The organism is Actinoplanes sp. NPDC049598, assembly GCF_040675435.1.
In the GTDB taxonomy this organism is placed as follows: Bacteria; Actinomycetota; Actinomycetes; order Mycobacteriales; family Micromonosporaceae; genus Actinoplanes.
In genome coordinates, this window is record NZ_JBFAOX010000006.1 from 281,024 (window position 1) to 307,482 (window position 26,459).

Annotated in this window: 21 protein-coding genes; 13 read left to right on the top strand and 8 right to left on the bottom strand. The window is 70.4% G+C overall.

Features of this window, described 5'->3' with window-relative positions; all coding sequences use genetic code 11:
* Position 1: 1 nt before the first annotated feature.
* The 5 genes from AB0J66_RS16815 to AB0J66_RS16835 all read left to right on the top strand — a co-directional run bounded on the left by AB0J66_RS16815 (position 2) and on the right by AB0J66_RS16835 (position 4,777).
* A complete protein-coding gene (locus tag AB0J66_RS16815) occupies positions 2 to 1,045 on the top strand; it encodes a histidine kinase (RefSeq protein ID WP_364660802.1) in 1,044 nt (347 codons plus the stop codon).
* On the top strand, positions 1,036 to 1,671 hold the full coding sequence (locus AB0J66_RS16820) for a response regulator transcription factor (RefSeq protein ID WP_364660804.1): 636 nt from the start codon (positions 1,036 to 1,038) through the stop codon (positions 1,669 to 1,671). The genes AB0J66_RS16815 and AB0J66_RS16820 overlap by 10 nt, the downstream gene beginning before the upstream one ends.
* Before the next feature lie 9 nt (positions 1,672 to 1,680).
* On the top strand, positions 1,681 to 2,493 hold the full coding sequence (locus AB0J66_RS16825; RefSeq protein WP_364660807.1) for an NAD(P)H-binding protein: 813 nt from the start codon (positions 1,681 to 1,683) through the stop codon (positions 2,491 to 2,493).
* A 19-nt stretch (positions 2,494 to 2,512) separates the two neighbouring features.
* The gene (locus AB0J66_RS16830; protein WP_364660810.1) at positions 2,513 to 3,652 is read left to right on the top strand and encodes a hypothetical protein; all 1,140 of its coding nucleotides are present in this window, start codon (positions 2,513 to 2,515) and stop codon (positions 3,650 to 3,652) included.
* A 93-nt stretch (positions 3,653 to 3,745) separates the two neighbouring features.
* Positions 3,746 to 4,777 (top strand): M48 family metallopeptidase, encoded by a 1,032-nt coding sequence (locus AB0J66_RS16835; RefSeq protein ID WP_364660813.1) that lies wholly within the window; start codon positions 3,746 to 3,748, stop codon positions 4,775 to 4,777.
* A gap of 150 nt (positions 4,778 to 4,927) precedes the next feature.
* Here AB0J66_RS16835 and AB0J66_RS16840 read toward each other — a convergent pair whose 3' ends face one another.
* Genes AB0J66_RS16840 through AB0J66_RS16850 form a run of 3 tightly spaced genes read right to left on the bottom strand, consistent with a single transcriptional unit; the run spans position 4,928 to position 11,057 of the window.
* Positions 4,928 to 6,676: a prolyl oligopeptidase family serine peptidase gene (locus AB0J66_RS16840; protein ID WP_364660816.1), complete on the bottom strand. Its 1,749-nt coding sequence runs from the start codon at positions 6,674 to 6,676 to the stop codon at positions 4,928 to 4,930.
* A 19-nt stretch (positions 6,677 to 6,695) separates the two neighbouring features.
* A complete protein-coding gene (locus tag AB0J66_RS16845; RefSeq protein ID WP_364660819.1) occupies positions 6,696 to 8,468 on the bottom strand; it encodes an N-acetylglutaminylglutamine amidotransferase in 1,773 nt (590 codons plus the stop codon).
* Positions 8,469 to 8,480: 12 nt separating this feature from the next.
* The gene (locus tag AB0J66_RS16850; RefSeq protein ID WP_364660822.1) at positions 8,481 to 11,057 is read right to left on the bottom strand and encodes a carboxylate--amine ligase/circularly permuted type 2 ATP-grasp protein; all 2,577 of its coding nucleotides are present in this window, start codon (positions 11,055 to 11,057) and stop codon (positions 8,481 to 8,483) included.
* 212 nt (positions 11,058 to 11,269) lie between these two features.
* Here AB0J66_RS16850 and AB0J66_RS16855 point away from each other — a divergent pair, with 212 nt between their 5' ends.
* The 4 genes from AB0J66_RS16855 (at position 11,270) to AB0J66_RS16870 (ending at position 16,066) form a co-directional block, all read left to right on the top strand.
* Positions 11,270 to 12,346, top strand: a complete 1,077-nt coding sequence (locus AB0J66_RS16855; RefSeq protein WP_364660825.1) for an NAD-dependent epimerase/dehydratase family protein — start codon at positions 11,270 to 11,272, stop codon at positions 12,344 to 12,346.
* 236 nt (positions 12,347 to 12,582) lie between these two features.
* Positions 12,583 to 14,721, top strand: a complete 2,139-nt coding sequence (locus AB0J66_RS16860; RefSeq protein ID WP_364660827.1) for a SulP family inorganic anion transporter — start codon at positions 12,583 to 12,585, stop codon at positions 14,719 to 14,721.
* A 10-nt stretch (positions 14,722 to 14,731) separates the two neighbouring features.
* On the top strand, positions 14,732 to 15,079 hold the full coding sequence (locus tag AB0J66_RS16865; RefSeq protein WP_364660830.1) for a type II toxin-antitoxin system prevent-host-death family antitoxin: 348 nt from the start codon (positions 14,732 to 14,734) through the stop codon (positions 15,077 to 15,079).
* A 117-nt stretch (positions 15,080 to 15,196) separates the two neighbouring features.
* Positions 15,197 to 16,066, top strand: a complete 870-nt coding sequence (locus tag AB0J66_RS16870) for an SDR family oxidoreductase (protein ID WP_364660833.1) — start codon at positions 15,197 to 15,199, stop codon at positions 16,064 to 16,066.
* A 1-nt stretch (position 16,067) separates the two neighbouring features.
* Here AB0J66_RS16870 and AB0J66_RS16875 read toward each other — a convergent pair whose 3' ends face one another.
* The 4 genes from AB0J66_RS16875 to AB0J66_RS16890 all read right to left on the bottom strand — a co-directional run bounded on the left by AB0J66_RS16875 (position 16,068) and on the right by AB0J66_RS16890 (position 20,429).
* Positions 16,068 to 16,691, bottom strand: a complete 624-nt coding sequence (locus tag AB0J66_RS16875; RefSeq protein ID WP_364660836.1) for a hypothetical protein — start codon at positions 16,689 to 16,691, stop codon at positions 16,068 to 16,070.
* 262 nt (positions 16,692 to 16,953) lie between these two features.
* Positions 16,954 to 17,088, bottom strand: coding sequence for a hypothetical protein (locus AB0J66_RS16880; RefSeq protein WP_364660839.1), 135 nt, complete (start codon positions 17,086 to 17,088; stop codon positions 16,954 to 16,956).
* Between the two features lie 78 nt (positions 17,089 to 17,166).
* On the bottom strand, positions 17,167 to 18,837 hold the full coding sequence (locus tag AB0J66_RS16885; RefSeq protein ID WP_364660841.1) for a beta-1,3-glucanase family protein: 1,671 nt from the start codon (positions 18,835 to 18,837) through the stop codon (positions 17,167 to 17,169).
* A gap of 86 nt (positions 18,838 to 18,923) precedes the next feature.
* Positions 18,924 to 20,429, bottom strand: a complete 1,506-nt coding sequence (locus AB0J66_RS16890) for a ricin-type beta-trefoil lectin domain protein (RefSeq protein ID WP_364660843.1) — start codon at positions 20,427 to 20,429, stop codon at positions 18,924 to 18,926.
* 188 nt (positions 20,430 to 20,617) lie between these two features.
* Here AB0J66_RS16890 and AB0J66_RS16895 point away from each other — a divergent pair, with 188 nt between their 5' ends.
* The 3 genes from AB0J66_RS16895 to AB0J66_RS16905 are packed head-to-tail and all read left to right on the top strand — an operon-like array spanning position 20,618 to position 24,903.
* On the top strand, positions 20,618 to 21,775 hold the full coding sequence (locus AB0J66_RS16895) for an NAD(+)/NADH kinase (protein ID WP_364660845.1): 1,158 nt from the start codon (positions 20,618 to 20,620) through the stop codon (positions 21,773 to 21,775).
* 10 nt (positions 21,776 to 21,785) lie between these two features.
* Entirely contained in the window at positions 21,786 to 23,444 is a 1,659-nt protein-coding gene (locus AB0J66_RS16900; protein ID WP_364660848.1) for an FAD-dependent oxidoreductase, read from the top strand.
* 1 nt (position 23,445) lies between these two features.
* A complete protein-coding gene (locus tag AB0J66_RS16905; protein WP_364660851.1) occupies positions 23,446 to 24,903 on the top strand; it encodes an ATP-binding protein in 1,458 nt (485 codons plus the stop codon).
* On the opposite strand, the gene AB0J66_RS16910 is transcribed toward AB0J66_RS16905, so the two are convergent.
* Positions 24,900 to 25,469, bottom strand: coding sequence for a TetR/AcrR family transcriptional regulator (locus AB0J66_RS16910; RefSeq protein WP_364660853.1), 570 nt, complete (start codon positions 25,467 to 25,469; stop codon positions 24,900 to 24,902). The two genes, AB0J66_RS16905 and AB0J66_RS16910, sit on opposite strands and share 4 nt — an antisense overlap.
* 339 nt (positions 25,470 to 25,808) lie before the next feature.
* On the opposite strand from AB0J66_RS16910, the gene AB0J66_RS16915 reads away from it, so the two are divergent.
* The gene (locus tag AB0J66_RS16915) at positions 25,809 to 26,450 is read left to right on the top strand and encodes a methyltransferase domain-containing protein (RefSeq protein ID WP_364660856.1); all 642 of its coding nucleotides are present in this window, start codon (positions 25,809 to 25,811) and stop codon (positions 26,448 to 26,450) included.
* The last annotated feature ends 9 nt before the right edge of the window (positions 26,451 to 26,459 follow it).

The following is a 26,459-nucleotide window of genomic DNA, read 5'->3' on the forward strand; positions in this document are numbered from 1 at the left end:
GGTGCGCCTCCTCCGACTGATCCGCACGGTCGCCGCCGGTGCGCTGAGCGGGATCGTCGAGGCGGTGTTCCTGGTGATCGCCATCGTTCCCGCGGTCCGGCCGTGGGCCGTGCGGCTGGCCGATTGGGAGCGCCGGCGGCTCGGGCTCGGGCCGATCCCGTTCGATGAGCGGCGGGCCTACCGGTTCCTGGCGGCGCGGCTGCTGCCGGCGTTCCTCGGCATCTTGACCATCGGGATGCTGGCGGTCGGGGTGGTGCTGGCCGGCATCGTGGTGCGGGCTGTGGTCTTCGGGGAGATGTTGCCGCTGGGGCTGTTCGAACAGCTGCTCTTCGGCTCGGCGCTGCTGCTGCTCAATCTGCAGGCGATGGCGAGCACGGTGGCGCTCGATCGACACTTCGCCCGGGCGCTGCTGGCCTCGGGCACCCGTTCCGAGCTGGAGCAGCGCATCACCGAGCTGACGGTCAGCCGGGCCGGGGTGATCTCGGCGGTCGACGCCGAGCGGCGGCGGATCGAGCGCGACCTGCACGACGGGCTGCAGCAGCGGCTGGTCGCGCTGGGCATGCTGCTGGGCCGGGCCCGTCGTTCGCCGGCGCGCGCGGCCGAGTTGCTCGCGCAGGCCCACGACGATGCGCAGCGGGCCATCGACGAGCTGCGCGAGGTGGCCTGGCGGGTCTATCCGTCCGCGCTCGAGCACGGCACGCTCGAGGACGTGCTGACCATGGTCGCCCGGCGCTCGTCAGTTCCCGTGGAGGTCACTTATCGCCTACCCGAGAGGCCGCCGCGGCAGATCGAGACCGTGCTCTACTTCGTCGCCTGTGAGGCCATCACCAACACCGCCAAGCACGCCGGCGCTACGGTGATCACCGTGTTGTTGACGCCCGGGGTGGAGATGGTGGTCCGGGACGACGGCGCCGGCGGCGCCTCCCTCTCCGGTTCCGGGCTGCGCGGGCTGGCCGACCGGGTGGGCGCGCTGGACGGCGTCTTCGAGCTCGACAGCCCGCCCGGCGGCGGCACCACGATCCGGGTCTCACTGCCGTGCGCATAGTGCTCGCCGAGGATTCCACGCTGCTGCGCGAGGGGCTCGTACGGCTGCTGGCCGACGAGGGCCACTCGCTGGTCGCCGCCGTGGCCGACGCGGAGTCGCTGATCGCGGTGGTGGCGGAGGATCAGCCCGACGTCGTGATCACCGACGTCCGGATGCCGCCGACCAACACCGACGACGGTCTGCGGGCCGCCCTGGAGATCCGCCGCCGCTGGCCGGGGACCGGGGTGCTGGTTCTCTCGCAGTACGTCGAGAAGCGGTACGCCTCGCAGCTGCTGGCCGACCGGTCCGACGGCGTCGGCTACGTGCTGAAGGACCGGGTGGCCCAGGTCGAGGATTTCCTCGACGCCCTGGACCGGGTCGCGGCCGGCTCGACCGCGCTCGACCCCGAGGTCGTACGGCAGCTGATGTCGGGCACCGCGGGGTTGAGCAGGCTGTCCCCACGCGAGAGCGATGTCCTGCGGCTCATGGCGGCGGGCTACACGAACGTCGGGGTGGCCGAGCGCCTCTTCGTGTCGCAGAGCGCCGTCGAGAAGCACGTCATGGCCATCTTCGACAAGCTCGAGCTGGCCGTGGCGGGCGACTACAACCGCCGGGTCCTGGCCATCCTCCGCTACCTCGAATCGTAGGCTGATCCCATGATCGTGGTGACAGGAGCAACCGGCCGCCTGGGCGGGCGGGTCGTCCAGCGTCTGAACGCTCCGCTGCGCCTGCTGGTCCGGGACGCCTCCCGCGCACCGGCCGGCTTCGACGCCGCGGTCGCCACCTACGACGACGGCGACGCAGTCCGGCGCGCCCTGACCAGCGGCGACACGGTCCTCATGGTCTCGGCCGCGGAGACCCCGGACCGGGTGGCCGAGCACCTCTCGTTCGTCGACGCGGCGGCCGCAGCCGGCATCGGGCACCTCGTCTACATCTCCTTCGCCGGCGCCTCTCCCGACGCCACGTTCACCCTGGCCCGCGATCACTGGGCGACCGAGCAGCACATCCGCGCCTCCGGCCTGCCCTTCACCTTCCTGCGCGACAACCTGTACGCCGACTTCCTGCCCTTCATGGTCGGCGACGACGGCGTCATCCGCGGCCCCGCCGCCGACGGCCGCGCGGCGGTGGTCGCCCAGGACGACATCGCCGACGCCGCCGCGGCCGTCCTGGCCGACCCGGCCCCGCACGCCGGCCACACCTACACCCTGACCGGCCCGGCCGCCCTGACCCTGACGGAAGCCGCGGAGATCCTCACCGCCGCCGGCCACCCCGCACGCTTCCAGAACGAGACCGTCCCCGAGGCCTACGAGTCGAGGCGCAAGTACAACGCCCCCGACTGGCAGCTCGACGCCTGGATCAGCACCTACACCGCCATCGCCGCCGGCGACCTGGCCGAGGTCACCCCCGACATCCCCACCCTGACCGGCCACCCCGCCACCTCCCTGGCCACCCTCCTCACCCATCAGTGAGCCAGGCGATACTGCAGACATGTCAGAAAGCCGGCTTCTTGGTCACCTCGCAGGGCGATTCGCCTTCAGCGAGGAGAACATCGCCACCGAATCGTTGGCCTACCTGATGCGGTCCGCTGCCGCCAGAGCCGCAATGTCGAGCCTCATCCGGACGACCGGCTACGAACTGCCCGAGGGCCTGGCGTACGTAGGCCAGGCGGGCCGCCAGGATCAGGGCCGGCCGGACGTCATGGCCTACGACGGCGATCACGTCGAACGGTTATTGATCGAGGGAAAGTTCGCCGCCGGTCTTACTGACCAGCAGCCGTGGGGATATCTCGAGCGGCTGCCCGCCGACAAGGACGGGGCGCTCCTGGTCGTCGCTCCCAGCGTTCGCCTGCCGACGTTGTGGTTCGAACTGCTCCGTGCGTTGCCAGAATTCTCCGGCTTGATCCCAGCGCCCTCATCGATCGGCTCGGAAAGCATCTTTTCGACTGCCATCGACGACCATCGCGTCCTGATCTTGACGAGTTGGCGATACGTGGTCAAACATCTTCTGGAGGCGCTGCGAGCCGCCGACGAGCGGACGCTCGCAGCGGACGCCGAGCAACTTCTGTCTCTCACCGAGACGATGGACAGCACCGCATTCGCCCCTCTCCGCTCGCAGGATCTCAATCAGCGCACCGGGCAGCAGGTCAACCAACTGCGGCGCCTGATCGACTCGACGAAGAACGGCCTGACCACCGTATCGGGCTCGCGCGTGGCCACAGCGGGCAAGGTGTCGCACGGTCGCTTCTACTACGGGTGCTACCTACGAAGCCGGCACAGCAACGTCCAGATGTGGTTCGGGTTTCTCCCCCGAGCCTGGGCCAGGTATGGATTGAGCCCGCTGTGGCTTCAGACCACGAGGCTCTGGCACCGCGAACGCTGGCTGCAAGCGCTCGGCGCCCTCAACGAGCCCGGCCAGCCGGGGCTCTTCGACGAAGCCGACAGCGGCTTTCTCGTTCCAGTCCATCTACCGACGTACGCCGGCGAGGCCGAGATGGTGTCCGACCTGCGACGTCAGATAGAGGCGATCTTCGCTCGGCTGGACGCGGTCGTCCCGGCCGGCGAGCCCCCGGCGCCCGCGGTGGAGATCACCGAGCCTCAGGACGAGGAGGAAGATCTGCAAGCCGGGTGAGCGTCACCGGTCGGCCGAAAGTCGTAGTCGGTATGTGCGCTTTCCGGCCCGGAGCCGATGTGGTGAACGGCCGGATCCGGGACTCTCGATCACATGACTATCGACGATGGGAACCCGCCGGCGCGGACCCGCATCACGCTGACCGGGATCAGTTCGCGGGCCTGGGAGCATCCGGCGGATCGGGGGGCGTTGACCGCGCTGCGGGAGCTGCGGGGGTTCGACGATGTGGTTCGTGGGCTGTTCGGCATGTGGAACGAGCGGGGGTTCCGCCTGTCGTACCTGGCCGGGGCGATCCGGGTCGGCGAGCGGCAATACCCGCGGGTGGATGTGCTGTACAAAGAGGCGGCGGCGGCGCTGGACATCGCCGAGCTGCCTGAGGTGTACGTCAACCAGGCGCCGATCATCGGGGGCAAGGCGATCGGCATGGACCGGCCGTTCGTCGTGATCACGTCGGCGGCGGTGGAGAAGCTGGACGACGATGAGCTGCGGACGCTGCTGGGGCGGGAGCTCGGGCATGTGCGCAGCGGGCACGCGGTCTACCAGACGATCATGACGATTTTGACGCGGTGGGTGACCAACGTCAGCTGGATGCCGATCGGGGTGATCGGGCTTCGGGCGATCATCGCGGCCATGTACGAGTGGTGGCGTAAGGCGGAGCTGTCGGCCGACCGGGCGGGGCTGCTGGCCGCGCAGGATCCGGCGGCGTCGCTGCGGCTGTTCATGAAGCTGGCCGGTGGTGGGGACCTGTCGCAGATCGACACGGCGACCTTCCTGGAGCAGGCGGCCGAGTACGAGGGTGGCGGCGATCTGCGGGACAGCATTCACAAGATCGGGATGACGGCGTTCAGCGGCGAGCCGGTGCCGGTGGCCCGGGCCGCCGAGCTGCAGAAGTGGGTGGACTCCGGGGAGTACGCCCGGATTCTGGGCGGCGACTACCCGCGCCGGGAGGACGACCGGGATGCGTCGGTGACCGCGGACGTCAAGGCGGCCGCGGCCAGCTACCGCGACGACCTGCGCGACACGAGCGACCCGCTGGTGACCTTCGCCCGCAAAGCCGCCGGCGGCGCGGCCGATTTGGTCGGCTCGGCCGCCCGCGGCGCCCGCGACTGGGCAAGAGGCCGGTAAACGGCCAGGGGCCGGTAGGACAAGCAAGGGCGGCGTGGAATCGAGGCCACGCCGCCCTAATGCCCGAAATGTCGCGAGGTTGGGAGCCCGGGTTGCGGGTTCGGGGTTGCGGGCTGGGGATTGAGGGTGGAGGGGCGGCAGGTCGAGGGGTCAGAGCAGGTACGTAGTAAGCCAGTCGACCGTCTCGCGCATGTACTCGGCCCGGGACGATCGGTGCAGCAACTCGTGCCCCTCGTCCGGGAAGAGCAGGAACTTGTGCGGCCGATCATGAGCCGCCAGGTAGGCCACCACCTGCTCGGCCTCGATGAGGGGCACGTTGCTGTCGTTCTCGCCGTGCACGACCATCAGCGGCGCCCGCAGGCGGTCGATCCGCGTCATCGGGGACAGGTCGGCCAGCAGCTCACGGTCGGTCACCGGGTCGCCGTACTTGGACACGGCCGCGGCGGCGATCCACGGCTCGGTGTGCTCGTAGAACGTCGCGAAGTTCGACATCCCGCACACGTCGATGCCCACGTCGAACAGGTCCGGATAGGTCACCAGGGCGGCCAGGGTGAGATAGCCCCCGTACGACCGCCCCATGATCCCCAGCCGCGAGGCGATCCCGGTCCCCATCAGGAAATGCGCGGCCGTACGCACGTCCTCGATCGCCCCGTAGCGCAGCTCGACGTTGTCCGCGTTGACGAAGCCGCGCCCGAAGCCGGACGAGCCGCGCACGTTCGGGGCGAAGACCGCGATGCCGCGGGCCACCAGTGACTGGAAGAGCGGCCCGTGACCGGGTCGCTCCTGCGCCTCGGGACCGCCGTGGAACCACATCACTGTGGGGTGCGGCCCCGGGCTGTCCGGCCGGAACAGCCATCCGGTGAGGGTGAGCCCGTCGTGGGCCTGGAACGTCTCCAGGGTCGGGGTGACCGAGCCCGGCCCGGCCGGTTCGGCCGACACCGGCACCAGGCCGTCGTCCGTGGCGACCCACACGCCGTGCGGCTGGCCCGGGCCCTCGGCGGTGAAGGCGAGGGCCGACCCGTCGTGGCTCCAGGCGAGCCCGCTGACCACCGTCCCGGGCAGCGGGGCGAGCCGGCGCCAGGCGATCTCGTCGCCGTCCAGGTCGATCAGGGAGACCTCGGACTCGCCGCCGCGCACGTTCCAGAGCACCGCCGCGCGACGTCCGTCGGAGGTGAGGGTGAAGGACTCGGCCTCGGCGTTCTCGGAGGTGGCGACGATCTCGGCCGAGGAGGAGCGGACCCGGACGAGCACCGGGAACTCGCCGGTCTCGCTGCGCGCGTAGACGGTCGTGCCGTCCGGCCCGAAGACTGCCTGCTCGCCCGCGGTCACGTAGGAGTCGACCCCGGTGGCCAGGTCGCGGATCGCGATGTGGCGGCTGCCGCGCGGCCCCACCCGGATCAGTGCGCGGCCCTCCGCCACGTCCAGGAGGGAGATCAGCTCGCCCGTGCCGACGATCGTGCGGTCGCCGCTGACCGGGTCGATGAGCAGCGCCGTCGTCAGGTTCTCGGTGAGCGCCAGCAGCGACCGGCCCGGCAGCCAGCGCATGTTGTCGGCCGTGTCGGCGCCGAAGCCGGCCACCTGGTGCAGCGCGGAGCCGTCCGGCCGGACCAGCCACACCTCGTGCCGGGGCGCCCCGCCCGGCGCGACCGAGCAGGCGAGCCAGCCGCCCCCGGTCGACCACTGGACCGCCGCGACCGGCGCCTCGCCGGTGTCGACGAGGAACGCCAGGTCGCTGCCGACCGGCTGGACCCACACCTGGGGGCGGCCACTGCGGTCCGAGACGTACGCGCAGTGCCGCCCGTCCGGTGACAGGGTGGGCGACCAGCTCCCGGAGAATTCCGGGGGGATCGGTTTCGCGAGGGGAGAAAACCCTAGGGGCAGCACAGCTACGTCGGTCATACGGTTCCTCCCTCGATGGCTAGACTCCCTTGTCCTGGAGCCACATCTCCAGCAGCGCCAGCTGCCACAGCTGGTTGGCGCCGAGTGTCGTGCGCGGGGTGTTCGGGTCGGCCAGCAACGCGTCGACGTACTCCGGCCGGAACAGCGCCCGCTCCCGCGCGGCCGGCGCGTGCAGCGCGTCGCGGACCTTGTCCAGCATCGCCCCTTCGAGGTGCCGGATGCCCGGGACCGGGAAGTATCCCTTCGTGCGGTCGATCACCTCGTCGGGCACGACCCCGCGGGCCGCTTGCTTCAGAACCCCCTTGCCTCCGTGCGCGAGTTTCAGTGCGGGCGGGCAGGCCGCGGCCAGCTCGACCAACTCATGGTCGAGGAACGGTACGCGAGCTTCCAGTCCCCACGCCATAGTCATGTTGTCGACCCGTTTGACCGGGTCGTCGACCAGCATGACCTGAGAGTCGAGGCGCAGGGCCGCGTCGACCGCGGTGTCGGCCCCGGGCCGGCCGAAGCTGGCGGCCACGAACTCCCGGCTCACGTCGTGGTCGAGCAGCCAGTCCGGGTTCAGCTGCTGGGCCAGGCGGCTGTACGGGCGGTCGAAGAACTCCCGGGCGTACGCGGAGACGGCCTGGTCGTAAGGTATGCCGTCCAGCGGCGGATACCAGCTGTAGCCGGCCAGGATCTCGTCCGCGCCCTGCCCCGACTGCACGACCTTGACGTGCTTGGAGACGTCCTCGCTGAGCAGGTTGAAGGCGATGCAGTCGTGGCTGACCATCGGCTCGGCCATCGCCGCCACCGTCCGGTCGACCGCGGGCAGGAACCGGTCCTTGCCGATCCGGATCTGGTGGTGCACGGTGTCGAACTCTTTGGCCACGATGTCGGAGTAGGCGAACTCGTCGCCGGTCTCACCGCCGGCCGCCTCGAAGCCGATGCTGAACGTGGTCAGGCCGCGCTGACCCTGCTCGGCCAGCAGGGCCACGATGTAGCTGGAGTCGATGCCACCGGAGAGCAGCACCCCGACCGGCACGTCGGCCACCATCCGGCGCTCGACGGCGACCTTGAGCTTCTCGTGGATGAGCTCGGGCCATTCGGCGTCGGCGATGTCGGGCCGGCGCGTGTGCGAGGCCTCCCAGTAGACCCGGTCGGTCGACGACCCGTCGGTCCGGATGGTCCGCACGGTGGCCGGCGGCAGTTTCCGTACGCCCGCGATGATGGTCCTGGGGGCCGGCACCACGGAGTGGAAGGTCATGTAGTGCTGGAGCGCGACCTTGTCGATCGACTTGTCGACGTCGCCCGCGGCCAGCAGCGCCGGCAGCGTCGAGGCGAAGCGCAGCCGGCCCGGCGTCTCGGCCAGGTAGAGCGGCTTGATCCCGAGCCGGTCGCGGGCCAGCGTGACCGTGCCGGTGTCGTGCTCGACGATCGCGAAGGCGAACATGCCGAGGAAGTGGCTGACACAGTCGGCGCCCCACCGGTGGTACGCCTTGATGATCACCTCGGTGTCCGAGGTGGAGAAGAACTTGTAGCCCTCGGCGACAAGAGAAGCGCGCAAGTCCTTGTAGTTGTAGATGCACCCGTTGAAGACCAGGGTGAGGCCCAGGTCCTCGTCGGTCATCGGCTGCCCACCGGCCTCGGACAGGTCGATGATCTTCAAACGGCGGTGACCGAAGGCGACCGGCCCCCGGTGCCAGAGCCCCTCACCGTCCGGACCGCGCGACTCCAAGCACGGCAGCATCCGCCGGACGGCCTCGTGATCGGCCGCACGACTGTCGTACCGGATTTCACCGGCGATCCCACACATACAACAACCTCCTTATGAGAGCAGCCACGTGTCCTTGGAGCCGCCGCCCCGCGACGAGTTGACGATCATGCTGCCGGCCGGGGCGACCCGGGTCAGCCCGGCCGGCGCGACCACCGACTCCCGCCCGGTGAAGACGAAGGCCCGCAGGTCGACGTGGCGCGGGGCGAGCTGGTGGCCGTCGAAGACCGGGTGGGTGGAGAGCTGTACGACCTCCTGGGCCACCCATCGGTGCGGCGCGGTACGGATCTGACGCCGTACCGCCGCCAGATCTTCCGCAGTGGCATGGGGACCGATGACGATCCGGTCACCGCCGTAGCCGTCCACCGGCTTGCAGACCAGCTGGTCGAGCCGGTCGAGGACCTCGGCCCGCTGCTCCGGGATGCCGCAGAGATAGGTCGGCACGTCGGCCAGCAGCGGCTTCTCGCCCAGGTAGTACTCGATCAGCTTGGGCACGTACGCGTACACGGCCTTGTCGTCGCCGATGCCGTTGCCGAGCGCGTTGGCCAGCACCACCGTGTCCGCGTGCAGCGCCATGACCAGGCTCGGGCCCAGCGGCATGCCGTCCGCGCCGGGCGAGTGGACCAGGCTGTCCTCGCCCATCCGCAGGTAGACGACGTCCACCCGGTAGCGCTTGCCGCCGCGCATCCGGTAGACGACGTCGTCGTCCACGAACAGCTCGGTGCTGCGCACGATCGGCACGCCCATCTCGTCGGCCAGCATCTTGTGCTCGAACCAGGCCGAGTCGTCCGGCCCCTGGCTCAGCACGACGATCTTCGGATCGTCCCCGGCGGCCGGCCGGGCCGACTCGATCAGGGCCCGCTTGAGCAGGGCCGGAGTGTCCTCGACGGAGATCAGGCCGGGCGGCTCGGGCAGCTCCGGCAGCACGGCGTGGGTGAGCCGGCGGTTCTGCATGGCGTAGGCGATGCCGGACGGCACCCGCAGGTTGTCCTCGAGCACACACCAGTCACCCGCCTGGTTCCGTACGAGGTCGACGCCGGCCACCTGGGCCCGGACGCCCTCGTGGTTCACCAGCGCGCCGCTCGGCCGCAGCTCCGGCGACCCGTCGATCACCCATTCGGGCACGACGCCGTCGCGGACCACTTCCCGGTCCCCGTACACGTCCTGGATGAACAGGTCGAGCGCGCGCACCCGCTGGACCAGCCCGCCCCGCAGCCCGTTCCAGTCCTCGGCCGGCACGATCCGCGGCACCAGGTCGAACGGGAACAGCCGGGTGGCGGCCTCGCCGGCCACGCTGAACGTGATGCCGCGCTGCCGCTGCTCGTCGTCGCGCGCGTCCTCGCGGCGGCGCAGGCCGGCCGAGCCCAGGGCCTTCAGGACATTGACCACCCCGGCGTACGCCTCCGTGGGCTCCCCGTCCGTGAACGCCTCGTCGCCGCTTCGCGCGTACGGGAACAGCCCCGCCGGCACCGACTGGCCCTCCGGTCCGATGCCGGTGGCGCCGCCCCGCGTGTCGGCCACGAGCAGGTCGACCACGTCGGAGATCCGGCCCCGGCGGGACATGGCCCGGCGCTGGCGGGCGGCCGAGCTGCCTCGGCTGAGCGCCCGCACCGACAGGTCGAAGACCTGCTCCCAGTCGCCCAGCTCCTCCAGCTGGGGGCGCAGGTCGCCGACCAGCCGCTCGACCGCGAGCGCGGCCGCGACCGGCTCGGGCGAGCGGGGCAGGTCGAGCAGGTCGCCCTCCAGGCCGGAACGGGCGGCCCGCCACATCGCGGCCCGGTGCAGCGGCGGCCGCACCCGCTCGAAAGGCCGCCCGGCGCGGTAGTCCTGCTGGGCCCGCAGCACGAGGCCGCGGAACAGCCCGGCCAGCAGCACGACCGTGTCCACGTCCGGGCTGGAGTCGGTGACGCGCAGCTCCACGGTCGGCACGTGGGCCGACGGGCGTACGTCGAAATAGACCATCTTGGGGTCGGTGATCGTGCCCGAGGCGATCAGATCGGCCACGAGCTGGTCGTGCTCGGCGGCCGAATTGATCACACCGGGGTCGCCGGCCGTCGGCCAGCGCAGCCAGACCAGCGAGCGCACGCTCGCGTAGCCGGAGTCCTCACCCATCCAGTACGGCGAGCTGGTCGACAACGCCAGCAGGGTGGGCAGAGCCGAGGTGACCCGCTGGGTCACGGCGACCGCCTCGTCCCGGTCGGGCACGCCGACATGCACCTGGGCCCCGCAGATCAACTGCTCGCGGGCCAGCAGCTGGTAGTCGTCGAGCATCCGCCGGTAGCGCGAGGTCGGCGTCACGGGCAGTGACTCCAGGTCGACCAGCGGGACCGTGCCCGCGGCGACCAGGCCCAGCCCGAGCGACTCGGCGACCGTGATCGCCTCGCGCCGGCGGCCCGCGATGCCCTCGCGCAGATCGTCCAGGGTGTGGCTGACCGGGGTGTTCGTCTCGACCACGGAGCGGTGCAGCTCGGCCGAGAAACCGGCCGGGTCGAGCTGGTCGAGCACCTCCTGGGCCCGTGGCACCAGCTCCCGGGTGACCAGGTCGACGACGTGCAGCTCCTCCTCGGCGCCGAGGGTGAGCTCCTCGGCCCGGGGCGCCTCGCTTGCCGTGACGCTCAGAGATTCTGTCATGAGACCGCCTTGTTCCTAGCCCGACTTCGCTCCGAGCCTCGCCATCACATGTACCGATCCTGTTCCGTGCCCATTTCCAGCTCGCGCCGAACATTCCCCGTCCAACCACCCCGCCGCCACCCTTAATCGGACTAAAGACGTTTCCCCCGGTCCCCTGCGTTGATGCACACACCCTGTAACCTCGGCCGCGTTCTCTAACCGGGAGGTTTGTGATGAGCAGCGTCGTCGTGGTCACAGGGTCCGCCGGCCTGATCGGCTCCGAGTCCGTCCGGCATTTCGCCGGTCTCGGCATGGACGTGGTCGGCATCGACAACGACATGCGCCAGTACTTCTTCGGCGCCGACGGCTCCACCCGGTGGAACCTGGATCGCCTGGTCAAGGAGGTCGGCGACCGCTACACGCACCACACCCTCGACATCCGCGACCGCGAGGGCGTTTCTTCCTTGCTGGCCCGCTACGGCAAGAACATCGGGCTCGTCATCCACGCCGCCGCCCAGCCCAGCCACGACTGGGCCGCCAAGGAGCCGTTCACCGACTTCGACGTCAACGCGGGCGGCACCCTCAACATGCTCGAGGCGGTCCGCCAGCACGCGCCCACGGCGCCGTTCATCTTCACCTCGACCAACAAGGTGTACGGCGACACGCCCAACCGCCTGCCCCTGGTCGAGCATTCGTCTCGCTATGAACTTCCTGAAGACCACGAGTTCTACGGCGGCATCACCGAACAGATGTCGATCGACCAGACCCTGCACTCGGTCTTCGGCGCCTCCAAGGTCGCGGCCGACGTGATGGTGCAGGAGTACGGCCGCTACTTCGACCTGCCGACCGCCATCTTCCGCGGCGGCACGCTGACCGGCCCCGGCCACTCGGCGGCCGAGCTGCACGGCTTCCTGGCCTACGTGATGCGCTGCGTGATGGAGCAGCGGACTTACCACATCTACGGCTACAAGGGGAAGATGGTCCGCGACGCCATCCACTCGCACGACCTGGTCACCGCGTTCGAGGCGTTCCACAAGGCCCCCCGGGTGGCCGAGGTCTACAACATGGGCGGCGGCCGCTTCTCCAACTGCTCACACATCGAGGCCTTCCAGATCGCCTCCGAGATCACCGGCCTCGAGGCCAAGACCGATTACGTCGACCAGGCCCGCACCGGCGACCACCAGTGGTGGATCAGCAGCACGGCCCGCTTCGAGGAGCACTACCCGGACTGGAAGCTGACCTACGACGTCCCGGCCATCCTGCGCGAGATGTACGAGGCCAACCAGGACGTCTGGAAGCCCACCGCCTGACCAGCACAATCACCCGCGAGCACCCCCACCCGCAGGGCCCGCCCTCCCAAGGGGGCCCCCGTCCTACCACACAGCCTGCCGCAAAAACGCAAGATCGTGCGGGCGGCCTGTGGACAACGGGACGCACTGTGGATAACCGGCCGGCCAGCTGAGCGTCGGCAGGCAACATCCTGTGGCTTACCTGGGGGTGCTCGTGCCGTAACGGCTGGTTAACCCGCCACCGGTACATTTCCGGCATGTCCGTCTTGAAGGTATTCCGTCATGACGTGCCGGCGTCGATCGTGGTGTTCCTGATCGCGATTCCGCTGTCCCTGGGTATCGCCGCAGCCTCCGGTGCGCCGCTGCTCGCCGGGCTGGTGGCCGCGGTGGTGGGCGGGATCGTGGTCGGCGCCCTCGGTGGGGCGCCGTTGCAAGTCAGTGGGCCCGCCGCGGGACTCACCGTCATCGTCGCCGGCACCATCGCCGACTACGGATTCGCGGCCACCGCGGCGATCGTCGCGCTGGCCGGCGGCGTACAGATCCTGCTGGGTCTGGCCCGTCTGGGCCGAGCCGCCCTCGCGCTGTCCCCGGCCGTGGTGCACGGCATGCTCGCCGGCATCGGCCTGGTCATCGCGCTCAGCCAGATCCACGTGGTCCTCGGCGGCGCCCCGCAGAGCGACGCCTGGCACAACCTGCGCGAGCTGCCGGCCCAGATCGCCGGCATACACGGCGCGTCGGTGCTGCTCGGCCTGCTCACCATCGGCCTGCTGCTGCTCTGGCCGCGCCTGGTCCGTACGTCCCTGCTGCCGGCCGCGCTGATCGCGGTCGTCGTCACCACCGTGGTGGCCTCGGTCATCGGGGCCGACGTGCAACGGGTCGAACTGCCCGACCACCCCCTCTCCGAGCTGGTGTTCCCGCGCTGGCCCGACGCCGGGATCGGCGAGATCGCCCTTGCCGTGCTGACCATCGCCCTCGTCGCCAGCGTCGAATCGCTGCTCTCGGCCGTCGCCGTGGACCGCATGCACGACGGGCCGCGGGCCGACCTCAACCGGGAACTGATCGCCCAGGGCGCCGGCAACACCGCCTCCGGCCTGCTCGGCGGCCTGCCCATCACCGGCGTCATCGTCCGCAGCTCGACCAACGTCGGCGCCGGAGCCCGCACCCGCGCCTCGGCCATCCTGCACGGCGTGTGGGTCGCGCTCTGCGTGCTGCTCGCCGCGAGCATGCTCGAGATGATTCCGATGGCCGCACTGGCGGCCGTGCTGGTGGTGGTCGGGCTGCGGCTGATCAGCCTGGCTCAGATCCGGACGTACGCCCGTCACCGCGAGCTGCCGACCTATTTGATCACCGCCGTCGGGGTTGTCGCGACCGACCTGCTCACCGGAGTGGCCTTGGGGTTGGCGGCCGCGGTCGTGGTGATGTTGTGGCGCGTCGCGCGATGCGAGATCCGGTCCTTCGCATCAGGCGAATCGGACGAGTGGGTCGTCAGTCTCACCGGGACACTGGCGTTCGTCGGCTCCGGCCGGGTGGCCCGCACGCTCGCCGCCATCCCGGCCGGCCGGTCCGTCGCCGTCGAGCTGCACCTCGACTATCTCGACCACGGCGCCTTCCAGATCATCGACGACTGGCGCGAGGCGTACAGCAAGGCCGGCGGAACCGTCGCGATCAGAGAGACCCACGACGGGTGGTTCCACAAAGCGACCCGTGGACGGCTGGGCGACGGCAAGACGACGCCGCGGCGCTTCGGCTCCTGGTCGCAATGGCAGGACCGGGACCGGCAGAAACGCGACGCCATGGCCGCCGGCATCCAGGAGTTCGAACGCAGCGTGGCCCCGCTCGTCCGCCCGCAGCTGGCCGGCCTGGCCCGCGACGGCCAGGACCCGGAGCAGCTCTTCATCACCTGCGCCGACTCCCGCCTCGTGCCCAACCTGATCACCACCAGCGGCCCGGGCGACCTCTTCTGCGTCCGCAATGTCGGCAACATCGTCCCCAGACACGGCGAGGGCGACTCGTCGGTCGGCGCGGCCATCGAGTTCGCCGTGCAGGCCCTCAACGTCCGCACCATCACCGTCTGCGGCCACTCCGGCTGCGGCGCCGTCCGCGCCCTGACGACCGGCGGCTTCGCCCCCGACAGCGCCCTGGGCCGCTGGCTGCGCCAGTCCGGCACCGACTTCACCACCTGCGACGGCGAGCAGCACTGCGTCACCACGAACGTCGCCCAGCAGCTGGCCAACCTGCGCACCTACCCCACCGTCCGCGAGGCCGAAGCCGCCGGCCGCCTCACCCTCACAGGCTTGTACTTCGACCTCGCTGAGGCCCGCATGCACACCGTCGACGAAACCACCGGCACGGCAGCCCCCGTCCCCAGCGAGGTCTCCCTGCAACCAGCCAGCTGACGAGTCCTCCTTGGTTGACGAGGAACCGGCCCGCCGCTTCCTCGTCGACCATGTCCTCAATGCTCGGACGAGCATCGCGCGGGCGGTACCGTATTCGGCACGACTTTCGAGAGGCATTGTGACTGCCGCAATCAGCGCCGGCGAGGCCCGCAAGAATCTGTTTTTCCTGATTGAACGCGTCAACGCCGACCACGCCCCCATCGAGATCGTCTCCCGGCGGGGTAACGCCATCCTGGTCAGCCAAGAAGACTGGGATGCGATGGTGGAGACCAACTACTTGCTTTCCTCACCCGCGAACGCCACGTGGCTTGCCGAGAGCGTCGAGCAGTGGCGAGCGGGCCGGGCAACAGAGGATTAGCCAAGTACGGACGTGTGAATCACAGCTGTACCGATGACGGCGCATCGCTGACGAAGGCCGGTGGCAGGTCGGGAGCTCAGCGCGGAAACTGTCGTACCCGGCTGGGACGATGCCGGGATGAGGTCGCTGGTGGGCAAGGTTGCACTCGTCGCCGGGGCGACGCGGGCGGCCGGGCGGGGCATTGCCGTGGAGCTGGGGGCGCTGGGGGCGACGGTCTACGCGACCGGGCGGAGCACGGCCGCGGGGCGGTCCGAGATGGACCGGCCGGAGACGATCGAGGAGACCGCGGCTGCTGTCACCGCCGCGGGTGGGGCCGGGGTTGCGGTACGGGTCGACCACAGCCGGCCGGCCGAGGTGGCGGCGCTGATCGCTCGCGTCGACGAGGAGCAGGGGCGGCTCGATCTGCTGGTCGACAACGTGTGGGGCGGTGACATGTTCACCGAGTGGGGCAAGACGGTGTGGGAGCACGACCTCGATCGCGGCCTGCGCATGCTCCATCAGGGCGTCGACACGCATCTGATCACCAGCCATCACGCCTTGCCGCTGCTGATTCGACGGCCGGGCGGCCTCGTCGTCGAGATGACCGACGGCAAGTCCGGCGACTACCGCGAGTCCATCTACTACGACCTCGTCAAAGCCTCGGTGATCCGTCTCGCCCAGGCCCAGAGCTTCGAGCTCCGCCCCTTCGGCGGCGACGCCGTGGCCGTCACCCCCGGGTGGCTGCGCTCCGAGCGCATGCTCGACAAGTTCGGCGTCACCGAGGCCGGCTGGCGGGCCGGCGCCGCCAAGGACCCGCACTTCCTGATGTCCGAGTCACCGCGGTACGTCGGTCGCGGCGTCGCTGCCCTGGCCGCCGACCCCGGGGCCGGCCGGTTCGGCGGCCAGACCCTGTCCAGCGCCGACCTGGCCGTCCACTACGACCTCACCGACGTCGACGGTCGCCGCCCCGACTTTCCCCGCTACTACGAGGAGGTGATGAAGCCCTGACTCACTTCTTGATGACGTAGGCCTGCAGCTGCTGATAAAGCACCTTGTCCGACACAGTCGTGGCGATCGTCGGGCCCGAGCCGACCGGGGCGACGTTCGGGCAGGTGGTGGTGTCGCCGAAGAGCTGCTTCTGCAGGAGGCGGCGGCCGGTGGCGACCTCGTACAGGGCGAGGGAGTAGACGCCGCGGGCGAGCTCGTGGGTGTCGCACTTCTTCAGCGGGGTGCCGTTCCTGGTGAGGGTCACGCAGGCGACGAGCTGGGACTTGGCGGGGTCACTGGGCAGCCAGGCGTCCCGGGTGGGCTTGCTGAGGTTGTACGGGACGTCGAAGGCGGCCCGGATGCGATGCGCCCGGTTCGGGAGCGTGTCGGCGACCCCGATGCTGATCTGGTGCGGGGCCCGACCGGCGTAGCGGGGCGACTTCGGGTAGTACAGGCCGTCGCAGACCAGCGCCAGGTCGTCCGTCGCCTTGACCGGGGAGGCGCTGGGCCGCGGCCCGGCCGGCGCGGAGGCGGCCGGCGGCCCCGCCGACGGGCTGGCCCAGGCCGCCAAGGGCGCCTGACCACTGTTTCCGCCGAATACCTGGTAGCCGGCCAGCACGGCCACCAGCACCACAGCGACCGCCACAGCCGGAATGATCCACCGCGGCGGGCTGGCCCACAGCCGCCCCGCCGCCCGCACCGCCCCGGACGCCGCAACACGCCGCCCAGCCTCCACAAGCCCGTCCGGCAACCGCCCCGCCAACCGACGCCACCCCGAAGCCGGCGGCGGCGCTTTTTTGTCCTCCACACCAGCCCCCCGTCCTTGGTTACTACCGAGTAGGACGGTGACTGTACCTAATAAGGTGACCCACGTCTCACCGCGGGATGAAGGCCTGCGCCCCATTGATCTACGAAGCGTCCCGGACCGGAAAGCCGGCCTGCTCAAGCACGGCCTGAACGACCTGGCGCATGAGCTCCAGCACCCGGGCCGCGCCCGGCAACTCGGCCCGGCTCAGGTCGAGGGCCGCGACAGCATCCCGCACAGCGACCTCCACCTCCGGCGCTTGGAGCCACCCGAGGCGGCGCGGCAGCCCAATGGATTGCCGCGCCGCCGGGGCCGGTCAGAACGGGGTGAGGGTGATGCCTGCCTGGCGGGGGTCGCCGTCGTGGACGAGGGACTCCTGGTTCTGGACGTCGTCGAAGGCGAAGGCGTAGGCCTTGCCGTCGACCATGTTCTCGTGGACGGCCTTGGCGTACAGGTTGGCCGGGTTGCCCTGGTAGAAGTCGGCCGCGGTGCCGCTGGGCTGGGTGTCGAGGCGGCCGAGAGTGGTACGGGTCAGGGCTGCGCACAGGGTGCGGGCGATCGGGCCGACGACCTGGTCGTTCGGGGCGGCCAGGGCGCCGTCGCAGCCCCACACGTTGGCGGTGGAGGGCTTGGTGAACGAGGCGACCGTCTTGCCGCTGGAGTCGGTAAAGTTCATGACGTTGCCGCTGGTCCGGCCCGTGTAGCGGACCGACGGCTGGTCGGTGAAGGGGACCACGGTCAGGTTCTTCGAGCTGTACGCGTTCCAAGCGCCCGAAATGTAGGAGTCCAGGTACGTGGGGCTCATCAGGCCGGCGTCGGCGGCCTTGCCCGGGGCGAGCACGCGCAGCACGGTGCCGTCGGCCCGGGTGACCACGCTCTTGGCGAAGTCGGGGGACGCCTTGATCGCGTTGATGACGGCCTGCCGGCCGCCACTCTTCAGCTCGCCGGTCTTCGACGTCACGCCGTTGCCGCCGGTGACGCTGACGATGTGCGGGACGGCGAACATGTCCACCTGGGAGCTGTTGAGCCACAGCCCGGAGTCGTTGAGGGTGAACTCGCTCCAGTCGAACAGGATGTCGTGGTTGGCGTCGCCGCCCGCCCACGGCGCCGGTTGGACGAGGCCGTCGGTGGTGAGCCGGAAGTCGAGCTTCTGCCCGAACGACATGTAGAGCCGGCCGGACAGATTACGAGGGACCTTGATCGTGGTGCTGGCCCCGTTGGCCGGGCCGGTGATCGACACGTCGGGCGCGGGCACCGGCACGGACCCGCCGCCGGTCCACGCGGTGAACGCGCCGGCCGAGTTGACGTAGCCGAGCTTGCCGGTCGTCAGGTTCACGCCGAGCACGTACAGGAACACCGAGTCACCGCGCCCGGTCTTGTTGCTCACCGTGACCGGCAGAACGTTGCTGACCGGCGGCACAGCGGTCGTTTCGTCCGCTTTGGGAGTGGGGGGAGCCGTGGTCGGCGCCTTGGTCGTGGGTGCAGTGGTGGGCGCGACAGTCGGCACCGTCGTCGGAGCAGCGGTCGGCGCGGTGGTGACCACCGCGCCGCCGCTGCCCCCGCAAGCCACCCCGTTCAGCTTGCAGTTGACCGGCTTGGCCCCGGATCCGACGAACCCGAACGTCACCGAGGCCCCCACGGCCACGGCGCCGTTCCAATCCCGGTTCGAGAATGTCCGGTGCGCCCCCTCGCCGGTCATGGCCGAGTCCCAGAAGCTGCCGATGGACGTCCCGGCCGGCAGATCGAACTCCACCTTCCAGGACGTCATGGCGGACGCCCCGGTGTTGCTGATGGTGACTTCGTTCTGCCAGCCGCTCCCCCAGTCGGAGACCGTCTTCACCGAGGCCGTCGGTGCGGCTGCCGAGGCCGGCAGCGCGAACCAGGCCGTCGCCGTGGCCGCCACCACGGCGACGGTGGACAGGATGATCGTTCTTGTACGGCGCATCGTGGTGCTTGCCTCCGGTTCGGGGATGGGGACGTTGCCCATCCTCGGAACGGGGGCGGCGATCCGCCCGTACGGCCAAGATCTTTATGGTTCCTTTAAGGGTCTTCTGCCCTTTTCTCGCGGCCGGGTTACCCGCGACGCCACTTCTGGTTGGCCCCGCCGGTGCAGTCCCAGAGGACCAGCCGGGCGCCGTCGTTGGCGTTCCAGGCGTCGATGTCGACGCACTTGTTGGCCTGCGGGTTGACCAGGTCACCGGCCGCGGACAGGACGAACTGCTGGGCCGCGTTGCCGCTGCAGTTGGCGATCTGGATGACCGCGCCGTTGGCCGTCGAGCCCCACGCCACGTCGAGGCACTTGTTGTTCGACGTCTGCAGGGTGCCGTTCACGAAGTTCCACTGCTGGGCGCCGGTGCCGTTGCAACCCCACATCTGCACCGGTACGCCGTCGGAGAAGTTGCTGTTCGGCACGTCCAGGCACTTGTTGTTGAGGCTGCTGATCAGCGCGGAACCCGAGCTGCCGCCGCCGGTCGTGGTCAGCGACAACCCGTACACCGACAGGATCTCGTTGACCGGCTGGAACCACATCGTGCCGCCGCTGGAGCAGTTGCCCGTGCCGCCGGAGGTGACGCCCTGGGCCTGGTTGCCCGAGATCCACGAGCCGCCGGAGTCGCCCGGCTCGGCGCACGCGTTGCTGCGGGCCAGCCCGGAGACGGAACCCTGGGCGTACACGATCGTCTCGTTGCGGCCGAGGATCGTGCCGCACCGCCACCCGGTGGTACGCCCGGAGCGGCACACCGAGCTGCCGATCGCGGCCTCCTGCGAGCCGGCCACGGTCACGTTGCCGCCGGAATAGTTGTTGACCCACGGCTGGGAGGTCCAGTTCCCGTTCGTACGGATCCACGAGTAGTCGTTGCCCGGGAACGACGAACCGGCGAACGTGCCCTGGGCGACGTTGTTGTAGCCGAGGGTCGGGCTGCCCGTTCCGCCGCAGTGGCCGGCGCTGACGAAGCCGCCGGCGACCGCGAAGCCGACCGAGCAGAGCGTGTTCCCGTTGATCACGTACTGGTCGCCGCCGCGGGTGTCGTAGAGCGGCCGCGGTTGTTCGGCGGCGACCACGGTGACCTCGCCGGCCCCGCTGGCTTGAGCGAACCGCGAAGCCTGAGCGGACGCCCCGGGCGCGGCCATGACGACGACGCGGTTCGCGGTCGTGTCGACGTACCAGCCCCGGACCGACGATGCAGCCGCCGCGGACGCGTGCCGGTCCAGGGCGTCGCGCGATTTGGCCAGGTCAGCGGCGCTGCGCGCGACCAGCGTGGGGGTGGCGCCCTCCGCCCGTACGGCCGGGAAAGCGGAGGAATCGGTCACGGCGACGGTCAGACGGGAGGCCCCGGAGGGGATCCAGGCCCCGGCGAAGGCGGAGCCGAGCTTGGTCCTCAGCCGGCGCTCGACCACCGGCGCGGCCGCCTCGGTGCGCAGGCGGACGGCGACACCGGCGTCGTCGAGCTTCAGGTCGCGCTTCATCGCGGCGATCATGTCGGGGGCCAGGTCCGGGCCGTCGCCGGGGGCGGCCTGGGCCGGTACGGGGGTGAGAAGGGTGACCGCCGAAGCGGCGACAGCGAGCCAGCGCTTACGCATAGCCAACTTCCTTTCCAGTGGGGATAGATCGGAGGCTGTCGATGTGTGACAACGCTGTCAAGAAACAAAGAAGAAACCTGCCCGTATGAACCACGTGGCCTCCGTCGCCTCCTCTCGCCGACTCCGCCCCGATCGTGCAAGGCTGTGTTCTTCACAAGTCGTTCGCAGCAGACGGGGTGTACGGGCAAATGGGCATGGTCAAGGTGGTCGGCCTGGTGCTGCACCCACGGCGTGACTGCGGGTCCGCGATCGACGCGATCACCCGGTGGGCGCAGCGGCGCAACGTCCAGGTGCTGGGCCTGCATGAGGAGATCGACCGGATCGACTGCCAGGCCGAGGCGGTCAGCCCGGAGGAGATGGTCGAGCGGGCCGGCCTGCTGGTCAGCCTGGGCGGCGACGGCACCATGCTGCGCACGATGCGGCTGGTCGAGGGGCGCAAGACGCCCGTGCTCGGGGTCAACGTGGGCCGGCTGGGCTTCCTGGCCGAGGTCGACCTGCCCGATCTGCCGGCCGCGCTGTCGGCGATCGACGAGCACAAGTTCACCGTCGAGTCGCGCACCGCCCTGCAGACCGTGCTGCCCGACGGCAACCGGGTCTCCGCGTTCAACGACATCGCGATGGTCCGGGTGCCCGGCGACGGCCTGGCCGCGGTCGGCATCTCGGTCGAGGGCAAGAACTTCGTCAACTACGCGGCCGACGCGGTCATCGTCTCCACACCGACCGGCTCCACCGCGTACAGCTTCTCGGCCGGCGGCCCGATCGTCTCCCCCAACGTCGAGGGCATCATCGTCACCGCCTCGGCCGCCCACTCGTCGTTCAACCGGCCGCTGATGCTGGCCCTCTCCGAGCGGCTCGAGTTCGACGTGCTGCCGACCAGCGGCCGGCTGGCCATCGAGGTCGACGGCATCATCGAGGGCTACGCCCGCCCCGACGACAAGCTGGCCATCGAGCCCATCCCGGCCGCGGCCAACGTGATCCGCCTCGGCGGCACCTCGTTCTACGAGCGGGCCCGGCGCAAGCTGCGGGTCGAGGGCAGCGCCCAGGTCGGCGTGCCCGACTCGGCCGACGCCGTCGTGGTCGACAGCTTCGAGCGCCAGCGCTACGAGGTGCTGCTGGGAGGCGAGGTGGCCGGCGTGCTCAACTACCGCCGCCACGGGGAGAAGATCGAGCTGATGCACACCGAGATCGAGCAGACGTTCTCCGGCCGCGGCCTGGCCAGCCGGCTCGCCGCGGCCGCCCTGGAGGACGCCCGCGGCCGGGCCACCCCGGTCGTCGTCTCCTGCCCCTTCGTCATCGGATACCTGGACCGTCACCCCGAATACGCCGACCTTCTTAGCCGGAGCTGAGGTACGACACATGGGCCATCCCGCGATCCTCACCGTCGACGACGATCCCTCGGTCTCCCGGGCCATCGCCCGGGACCTGCGCCGCCGCTACGGCGACCAGTACCGGATCGTGCGCGCCTCCTCGGCCTCGGACGCCCTGGACGCGCTCAAGGAGCTCAAGCTGCGCGGCGGCCGGGTCGCCGTGATGCTCGCCGACTACCGGATGCCGCAGATCAACGGCATCGAGTTCCTGGAGCAGGCGATGGACCTGTTCCCGAACGCGCGGCGGGCGCTGCTGACGGCGTACGCCGACACCGACGCCGCCATCTCGGCCATCAACGTCGTCGACGTCGACCACTACCTGCTCAAGCCGTGGGACCCGCCGGAGGAGAAGCTCTACCCGGTGATCGACGCGCTGCTCGACGCGTGGCAGGCCACCGGCGACCGCGAGATCGAGGACATCCGGGTCGTCGGCCACCGCTGGAGCGAGCCGTCGTACCAACTGCGCGACTTCCTGGCCCGCAACCTCGTGCCCTACAAGTGGTACGGCGCCGACGAGGCCGAGGGCCGCCGGCTGCTCGAGGCGGCCGGGGTCGGTCCCGAGGCGATCCCGCTGGTGGTCACGGCCGACGGCCGCGCCCTGGCCCAGCCCACCACGACCGAGGTGGCCGAGGCGGCCGGGCTCTCGACCGCACCCGAGCGGGACTTCTACGACCTGATCATCGTCGGCGGCGGCCCGGCCGGGCTCGGCGCCGCGGTCTACGGCGCCTCCGAGGGCCTCAAGACGCTGCTGGTCGAGCGCCAGGCGGTGGGCGGCCAGGCCGGCCAGAGCTCGCGCATCGAGAACTACCTGGGCTTCCCCGACGGCATCTCGGGCGCCCAGCTCACCGACCGGGCCCGCCGGCAGGCCGGCAAGTTCTCCGCCGAGGTGCTCAACACCCGCGAGGTCACCGGGCTGCGGACGGACGGGTCGGCCCGCACCCTGACCTTCGCCGACGGCGGCGAGGTCTCGGCCCACTCGATCGTGCTGGCCACCGGCGTCGCCTACCGCCCGCTGGTGGCCGACGGCATCGCCGAGTTCACCGGCTCCGGCGTCTACTACGGCTCGGCCTCGACCGAGGGCCCGTCCTGCGCCGGCACCGACGTCTACATCGTCGGCGGGGCCAACTCGGCCGGTCAGGCCGCGCTCTTCTTCTCCAAGTACGCCCGCACGGTGACCCTGCTCGTCCGGGGTGACTCGCTCGAGGCGTCGATGTCGTACTACCTGATCCAGCAGCTCAACCAGGTGGACAACATCCGCGTCCGGACCCGCTGCGAGGTGATCGGGGCCGAGGGCAACGGCCACCTGCAGGCGATCACGATCTGCGACAGCAAAGAGGGCCTGAGCACCACCGTCGAGTGCGGCTACCTGTTCGTCTTCATCGGCGCCGAACCGCGGACGGACTGGCTCGGCACCTCGGTCGCCCGCGACGAGAAGGGCTTCGTCTACACCGGCCCGGATCTGCTCTCAAACGGATCCCGTCCGAAGGGATGGGATCGGGACCGCGATCCGTTCTACTTGGAGTGCAGTGTTCCCGGCATCTTCGCAGCCGGCGACGTCCGGGCCAACTCGGTGAAGCGGGTGGCCTCGGCGGTCGGCGAGGGCGCGATGGCCGTCACGCTGGTCCATCGTTACCTGGAGGCGCAGTGAGATGACCGACCCCGTTCTCGTTCCCTGCGAACCCGGCGCCCTCACGCCGGACGAGCTTCGCACCCTCTTCCTGTTCGAGAAGCTGACCGACGAGCAGCTGCAGTGGATCGCCGACCACGGCTGCACCATGCACATGCCCGCGGGCGGCGTCGTGATCCAGGAAGGCGACCCCGCGGAGAAGTTCTTCGTGCTGCTCAGCGGAACGATCGCGCTCAGCCGCAAGGTCGGCCAGGACGACGTGCAGACCAGCCGCACCGAACAGCGCGGCGTGTACATGGGCGCCACCAACGCCTACCTGCGCGACGACGGTGTCCCCCGCAAGTACATGGCCAGCATGCGCGCGCTCGACGACTCCGACTTCTTCGTGATGAGCGCGGAGGACTTCGGGCACATCATGCGCGAGTGGTTCCCGATGGCCGTCCACCTGCTCGAGGGCCTGACCCTGGGCATGCGCAGCTCGCAGGCGGCGATCAGCGAACGCCAGCGGCTCACCGCCCTCGGCGCGCTCTCCGCCGGCCTGATGCACGAGCTGAACAACCCGGCCGCGGCCGCCTCCCGGGCCACCGCCTCGCTGCGCCAGCGGGTCGCCGGCATGCGCCACAAGCTGGGCATGCTGGCCGCCGGCAAGGTGCCCACCGACCGCCTGGTGGCGCTGGTCGAGCTTCAGGAAGACGTGATCGAGCGGGCGGCCAAGGCCCCCACCCTGACCGCCATGCAGATCTCCGACCGGGAGGACGAGCTCGGCGACTGGATGGAGGAGCGCAACGTCACCGGCGGCTGGGACCTGGCCGCGGTCTTCGCCCAGGGCGGCCTCGACCTCGAGTGCCTCGACCTGATCGAGCAGAAGGTCGGCTCGCCCGAACTGCTCGACCAGGCCATCCACTGGATCGGCTACGCGCTTGAGACCGAGCAGCTGATGACCGACATCGAGGACGCCACCGGCCGGGTGTCGTCGCTGGTCGCCTCGGCCAAGCAGTACTCGCAGATGGACCGCGCGGCCCACCAGTGGATCGACGTGCACACCGGCCTCGACAGCACCCTGGTCATGCTCACCCACAAGATCGGTACGGGGGTGAAGGTCGTGAAGGACTACGACCGCTCCCTGCCCCAGATCCCGGCTCACCCGGCCGAGCTCAACCAGGTCTGGACCAACCTGATCGACAACGCGGTGCAGGCCATGAACGGCGCCGGCACGCTCACCATCAAGACCTACCGGGACGACAACTACGTGATCGTCTCGGTCGGCGACACCGGGCCCGGCGTGCCCGAGGCGCTCAAGAAGAGGGTCTTCGAGCCGTTCTTCACCACCAAGCCGGTAGGCGAGGGCACGGGCCTCGGCCTGGACATCTCGTTCCGGATCGTGGTCAACGGCCACGGCGGCGACATCCACCTGGAATCGCAGCCGGGCGACACCAAGTTCAAGGTCCGGCTCCCCCTGACGGAGCCCGCCTCCGCCTAGCCCGGATACCGCAGGCCGTTGACGGTCAGATCGATGATCGCCGCGGCCTGCGCCGCCCGGCCCTCCGCGTCGTTGGCGAGGCTGATGCCGCTGAGGGCGTTGGCCAGCACCGCCGCCTCGATCCGGGACGCGAAGATCCCGTCCCGGTGCCCGGCGTCGAGGAACTTCTGCAACGCCGCGTAGACCTCGTCGTGTGAGGCGGCCAGCCCTTCGGCGTCCGTAGCTTTCACGATCGACTTGAGGGCCATGGCCAGGCCCGGCTTACCCTGCGCATTACCGACAAATCGCATCATCCACGTCTTGAGCGCCTGGTCGGCTGGCATTTCCGACAAAAGCTGATCGGCGCCCGTGCAGAGCCGGCCGATCTCGTGCAGGTAGGCCCCGGTGATCAGCGCCTCCCGGGTCGGAAAGTGCCGGTAAAGCGTGGCAATGCCGACATTTGCCCGCCGCGCCACCTCGTCCAGCGCGATGTCCACGCCGCGCTCACTGAACACCTCGACGGCGGCCGCGATGATCGCCTCCCGCTTGCGCCGCGCATCGGCCCGCATCGGCCTCTCCTGCGTCATCCTCGCCCTCCGCCTTCCCACACCCTCACACCGCCGCGCCCACACTTGCACCGCTACGCCCTCGCGCCACCATTCCCTCGCGCCGCCACGCCACCATTCCCTCGCGCCGCCACGCCGCCACGCCCTCGCGCCGCCACGCCCTCGCGCCGCCACGCCCTCGCGCCGCCACGCCCTCGCGCCGCCACGCCCTCGCGCCGCCACGCCCTCGCGCCGCCACGCCGCCGCCCCGACCTGCCTGCCCCGCCGGCTGAGGGTGCTCTCAGGTGTGCTTGCGGAACGGAGGAATCCTCCATATCGTAGGCGGAGTAATCCTCCACTTACCCTAGCAGGCAGGTTGCGATGTCTTTGCTGTCGGAATTTCTCCGTCGCCCGTGGGAAGTCGGCGCCGTCGCGCCCAGCGGGGCCGCTCTCTCCGAGCTGGCCGTGGCCCCAATCCCCAGCACGGGTGATCCGGTCGTCGTCGAGCTCGGGCCCGGGACCGGGCCGTTCACCGAGGCCATCCAGCGCCGCCTCGACGGCCGGGGCCGGCACCTCGCCATCGAGATCAACCCGCGCCTGGCCGAGCAGCTGGCCGCCCGCCACCCCAACGTGGAAGTGATCACGGCCGACGCCGGCGCCCTGCCCGGCCTGCTGGCCGAGCGGGGCCTGGCCGGCGCCGACGTGATCGTCAGTGGCCTGCCGTGGGCCGCCTTCGCCCCCGACCGCCAGCGCGACATCCTGGCCGCCGCCGTCCAGGCCCTCGCTCCCGGTGGCGCCTTCACCACCTTCGCCTATGTTCACCTGCGCTGGGCCGCGCCGGCCCGCCGGCTGCGGGGCGCGCTCGACAGCTGGTTCGACGAGGTCCTGCTCGGCCGGACCGTGTGGGCCAACCTGCCACCGGCCCTCGTCTACTACTGCCGCCGCCCGGCCCTCGTGCCCGTCACCCGCTCGGCGACCCCGGCCCGCCGCTGCCGCCGCCAGCTCGCCCCGGCCGGCGCCTGAACGAAGCCG

What these genes read in the sequence shown, in the direction of transcription:
- AB0J66_RS16890 (WP_364660843.1), bottom strand. Translation starts at nt 20,429, where the DNA reads ATGCGTAAGCGCTGGCTCGCTGTCGCCGCTTCGGCGGTCACCCTTCTC.
- AB0J66_RS16870 (WP_364660833.1), top strand. Translation starts at nt 15,197, where the DNA reads ATGAGGTCGCTGGTGGGCAAGGTTGCACTCGTCGCCGGGGCGACGCGG.
- AB0J66_RS16900 (WP_364660848.1), top strand. Translation starts at nt 21,786, where the DNA reads ATGGGCCATCCCGCGATCCTCACCGTCGACGACGATCCCTCGGTCTCC.
- AB0J66_RS16830 (WP_364660810.1), top strand. Translation starts at nt 2,513, where the DNA reads ATGTCAGAAAGCCGGCTTCTTGGTCACCTCGCAGGGCGATTCGCCTTC.
- AB0J66_RS16885 (WP_364660841.1), bottom strand. Translation starts at nt 18,837, where the DNA reads ATGGGCAACGTCCCCATCCCCGAACCGGAGGCAAGCACCACGATGCGC.
- AB0J66_RS16860 (WP_364660827.1), top strand. Translation starts at nt 12,583, where the DNA reads ATGTCCGTCTTGAAGGTATTCCGTCATGACGTGCCGGCGTCGATCGTG.
- AB0J66_RS16915 (WP_364660856.1), top strand. Translation starts at nt 25,809, where the DNA reads ATGTCTTTGCTGTCGGAATTTCTCCGTCGCCCGTGGGAAGTCGGCGCC.
- AB0J66_RS16845 (WP_364660819.1), bottom strand. Translation starts at nt 8,468, where the DNA reads ATGTGTGGGATCGCCGGTGAAATCCGGTACGACAGTCGTGCGGCCGAT.
- AB0J66_RS16905 (WP_364660851.1), top strand. Translation starts at nt 23,446, where the DNA reads ATGACCGACCCCGTTCTCGTTCCCTGCGAACCCGGCGCCCTCACGCCG.
- AB0J66_RS16910 (WP_364660853.1), bottom strand. Translation starts at nt 25,469, where the DNA reads ATGACGCAGGAGAGGCCGATGCGGGCCGATGCGCGGCGCAAGCGGGAG.
- AB0J66_RS16825 (WP_364660807.1), top strand. Translation starts at nt 1,681, where the DNA reads ATGATCGTGGTGACAGGAGCAACCGGCCGCCTGGGCGGGCGGGTCGTC.
- AB0J66_RS16835 (WP_364660813.1), top strand. Translation starts at nt 3,746, where the DNA reads ATGACTATCGACGATGGGAACCCGCCGGCGCGGACCCGCATCACGCTG.
- AB0J66_RS16850 (WP_364660822.1), bottom strand. Translation starts at nt 11,057, where the DNA reads ATGACAGAATCTCTGAGCGTCACGGCAAGCGAGGCGCCCCGGGCCGAG.
- AB0J66_RS16840 (WP_364660816.1), bottom strand. Translation starts at nt 6,676, where the DNA reads ATGACCGACGTAGCTGTGCTGCCCCTAGGGTTTTCTCCCCTCGCGAAA.
- AB0J66_RS16895 (WP_364660845.1), top strand. Translation starts at nt 20,618, where the DNA reads ATGGGCATGGTCAAGGTGGTCGGCCTGGTGCTGCACCCACGGCGTGAC.
- AB0J66_RS16855 (WP_364660825.1), top strand. Translation starts at nt 11,270, where the DNA reads ATGAGCAGCGTCGTCGTGGTCACAGGGTCCGCCGGCCTGATCGGCTCC.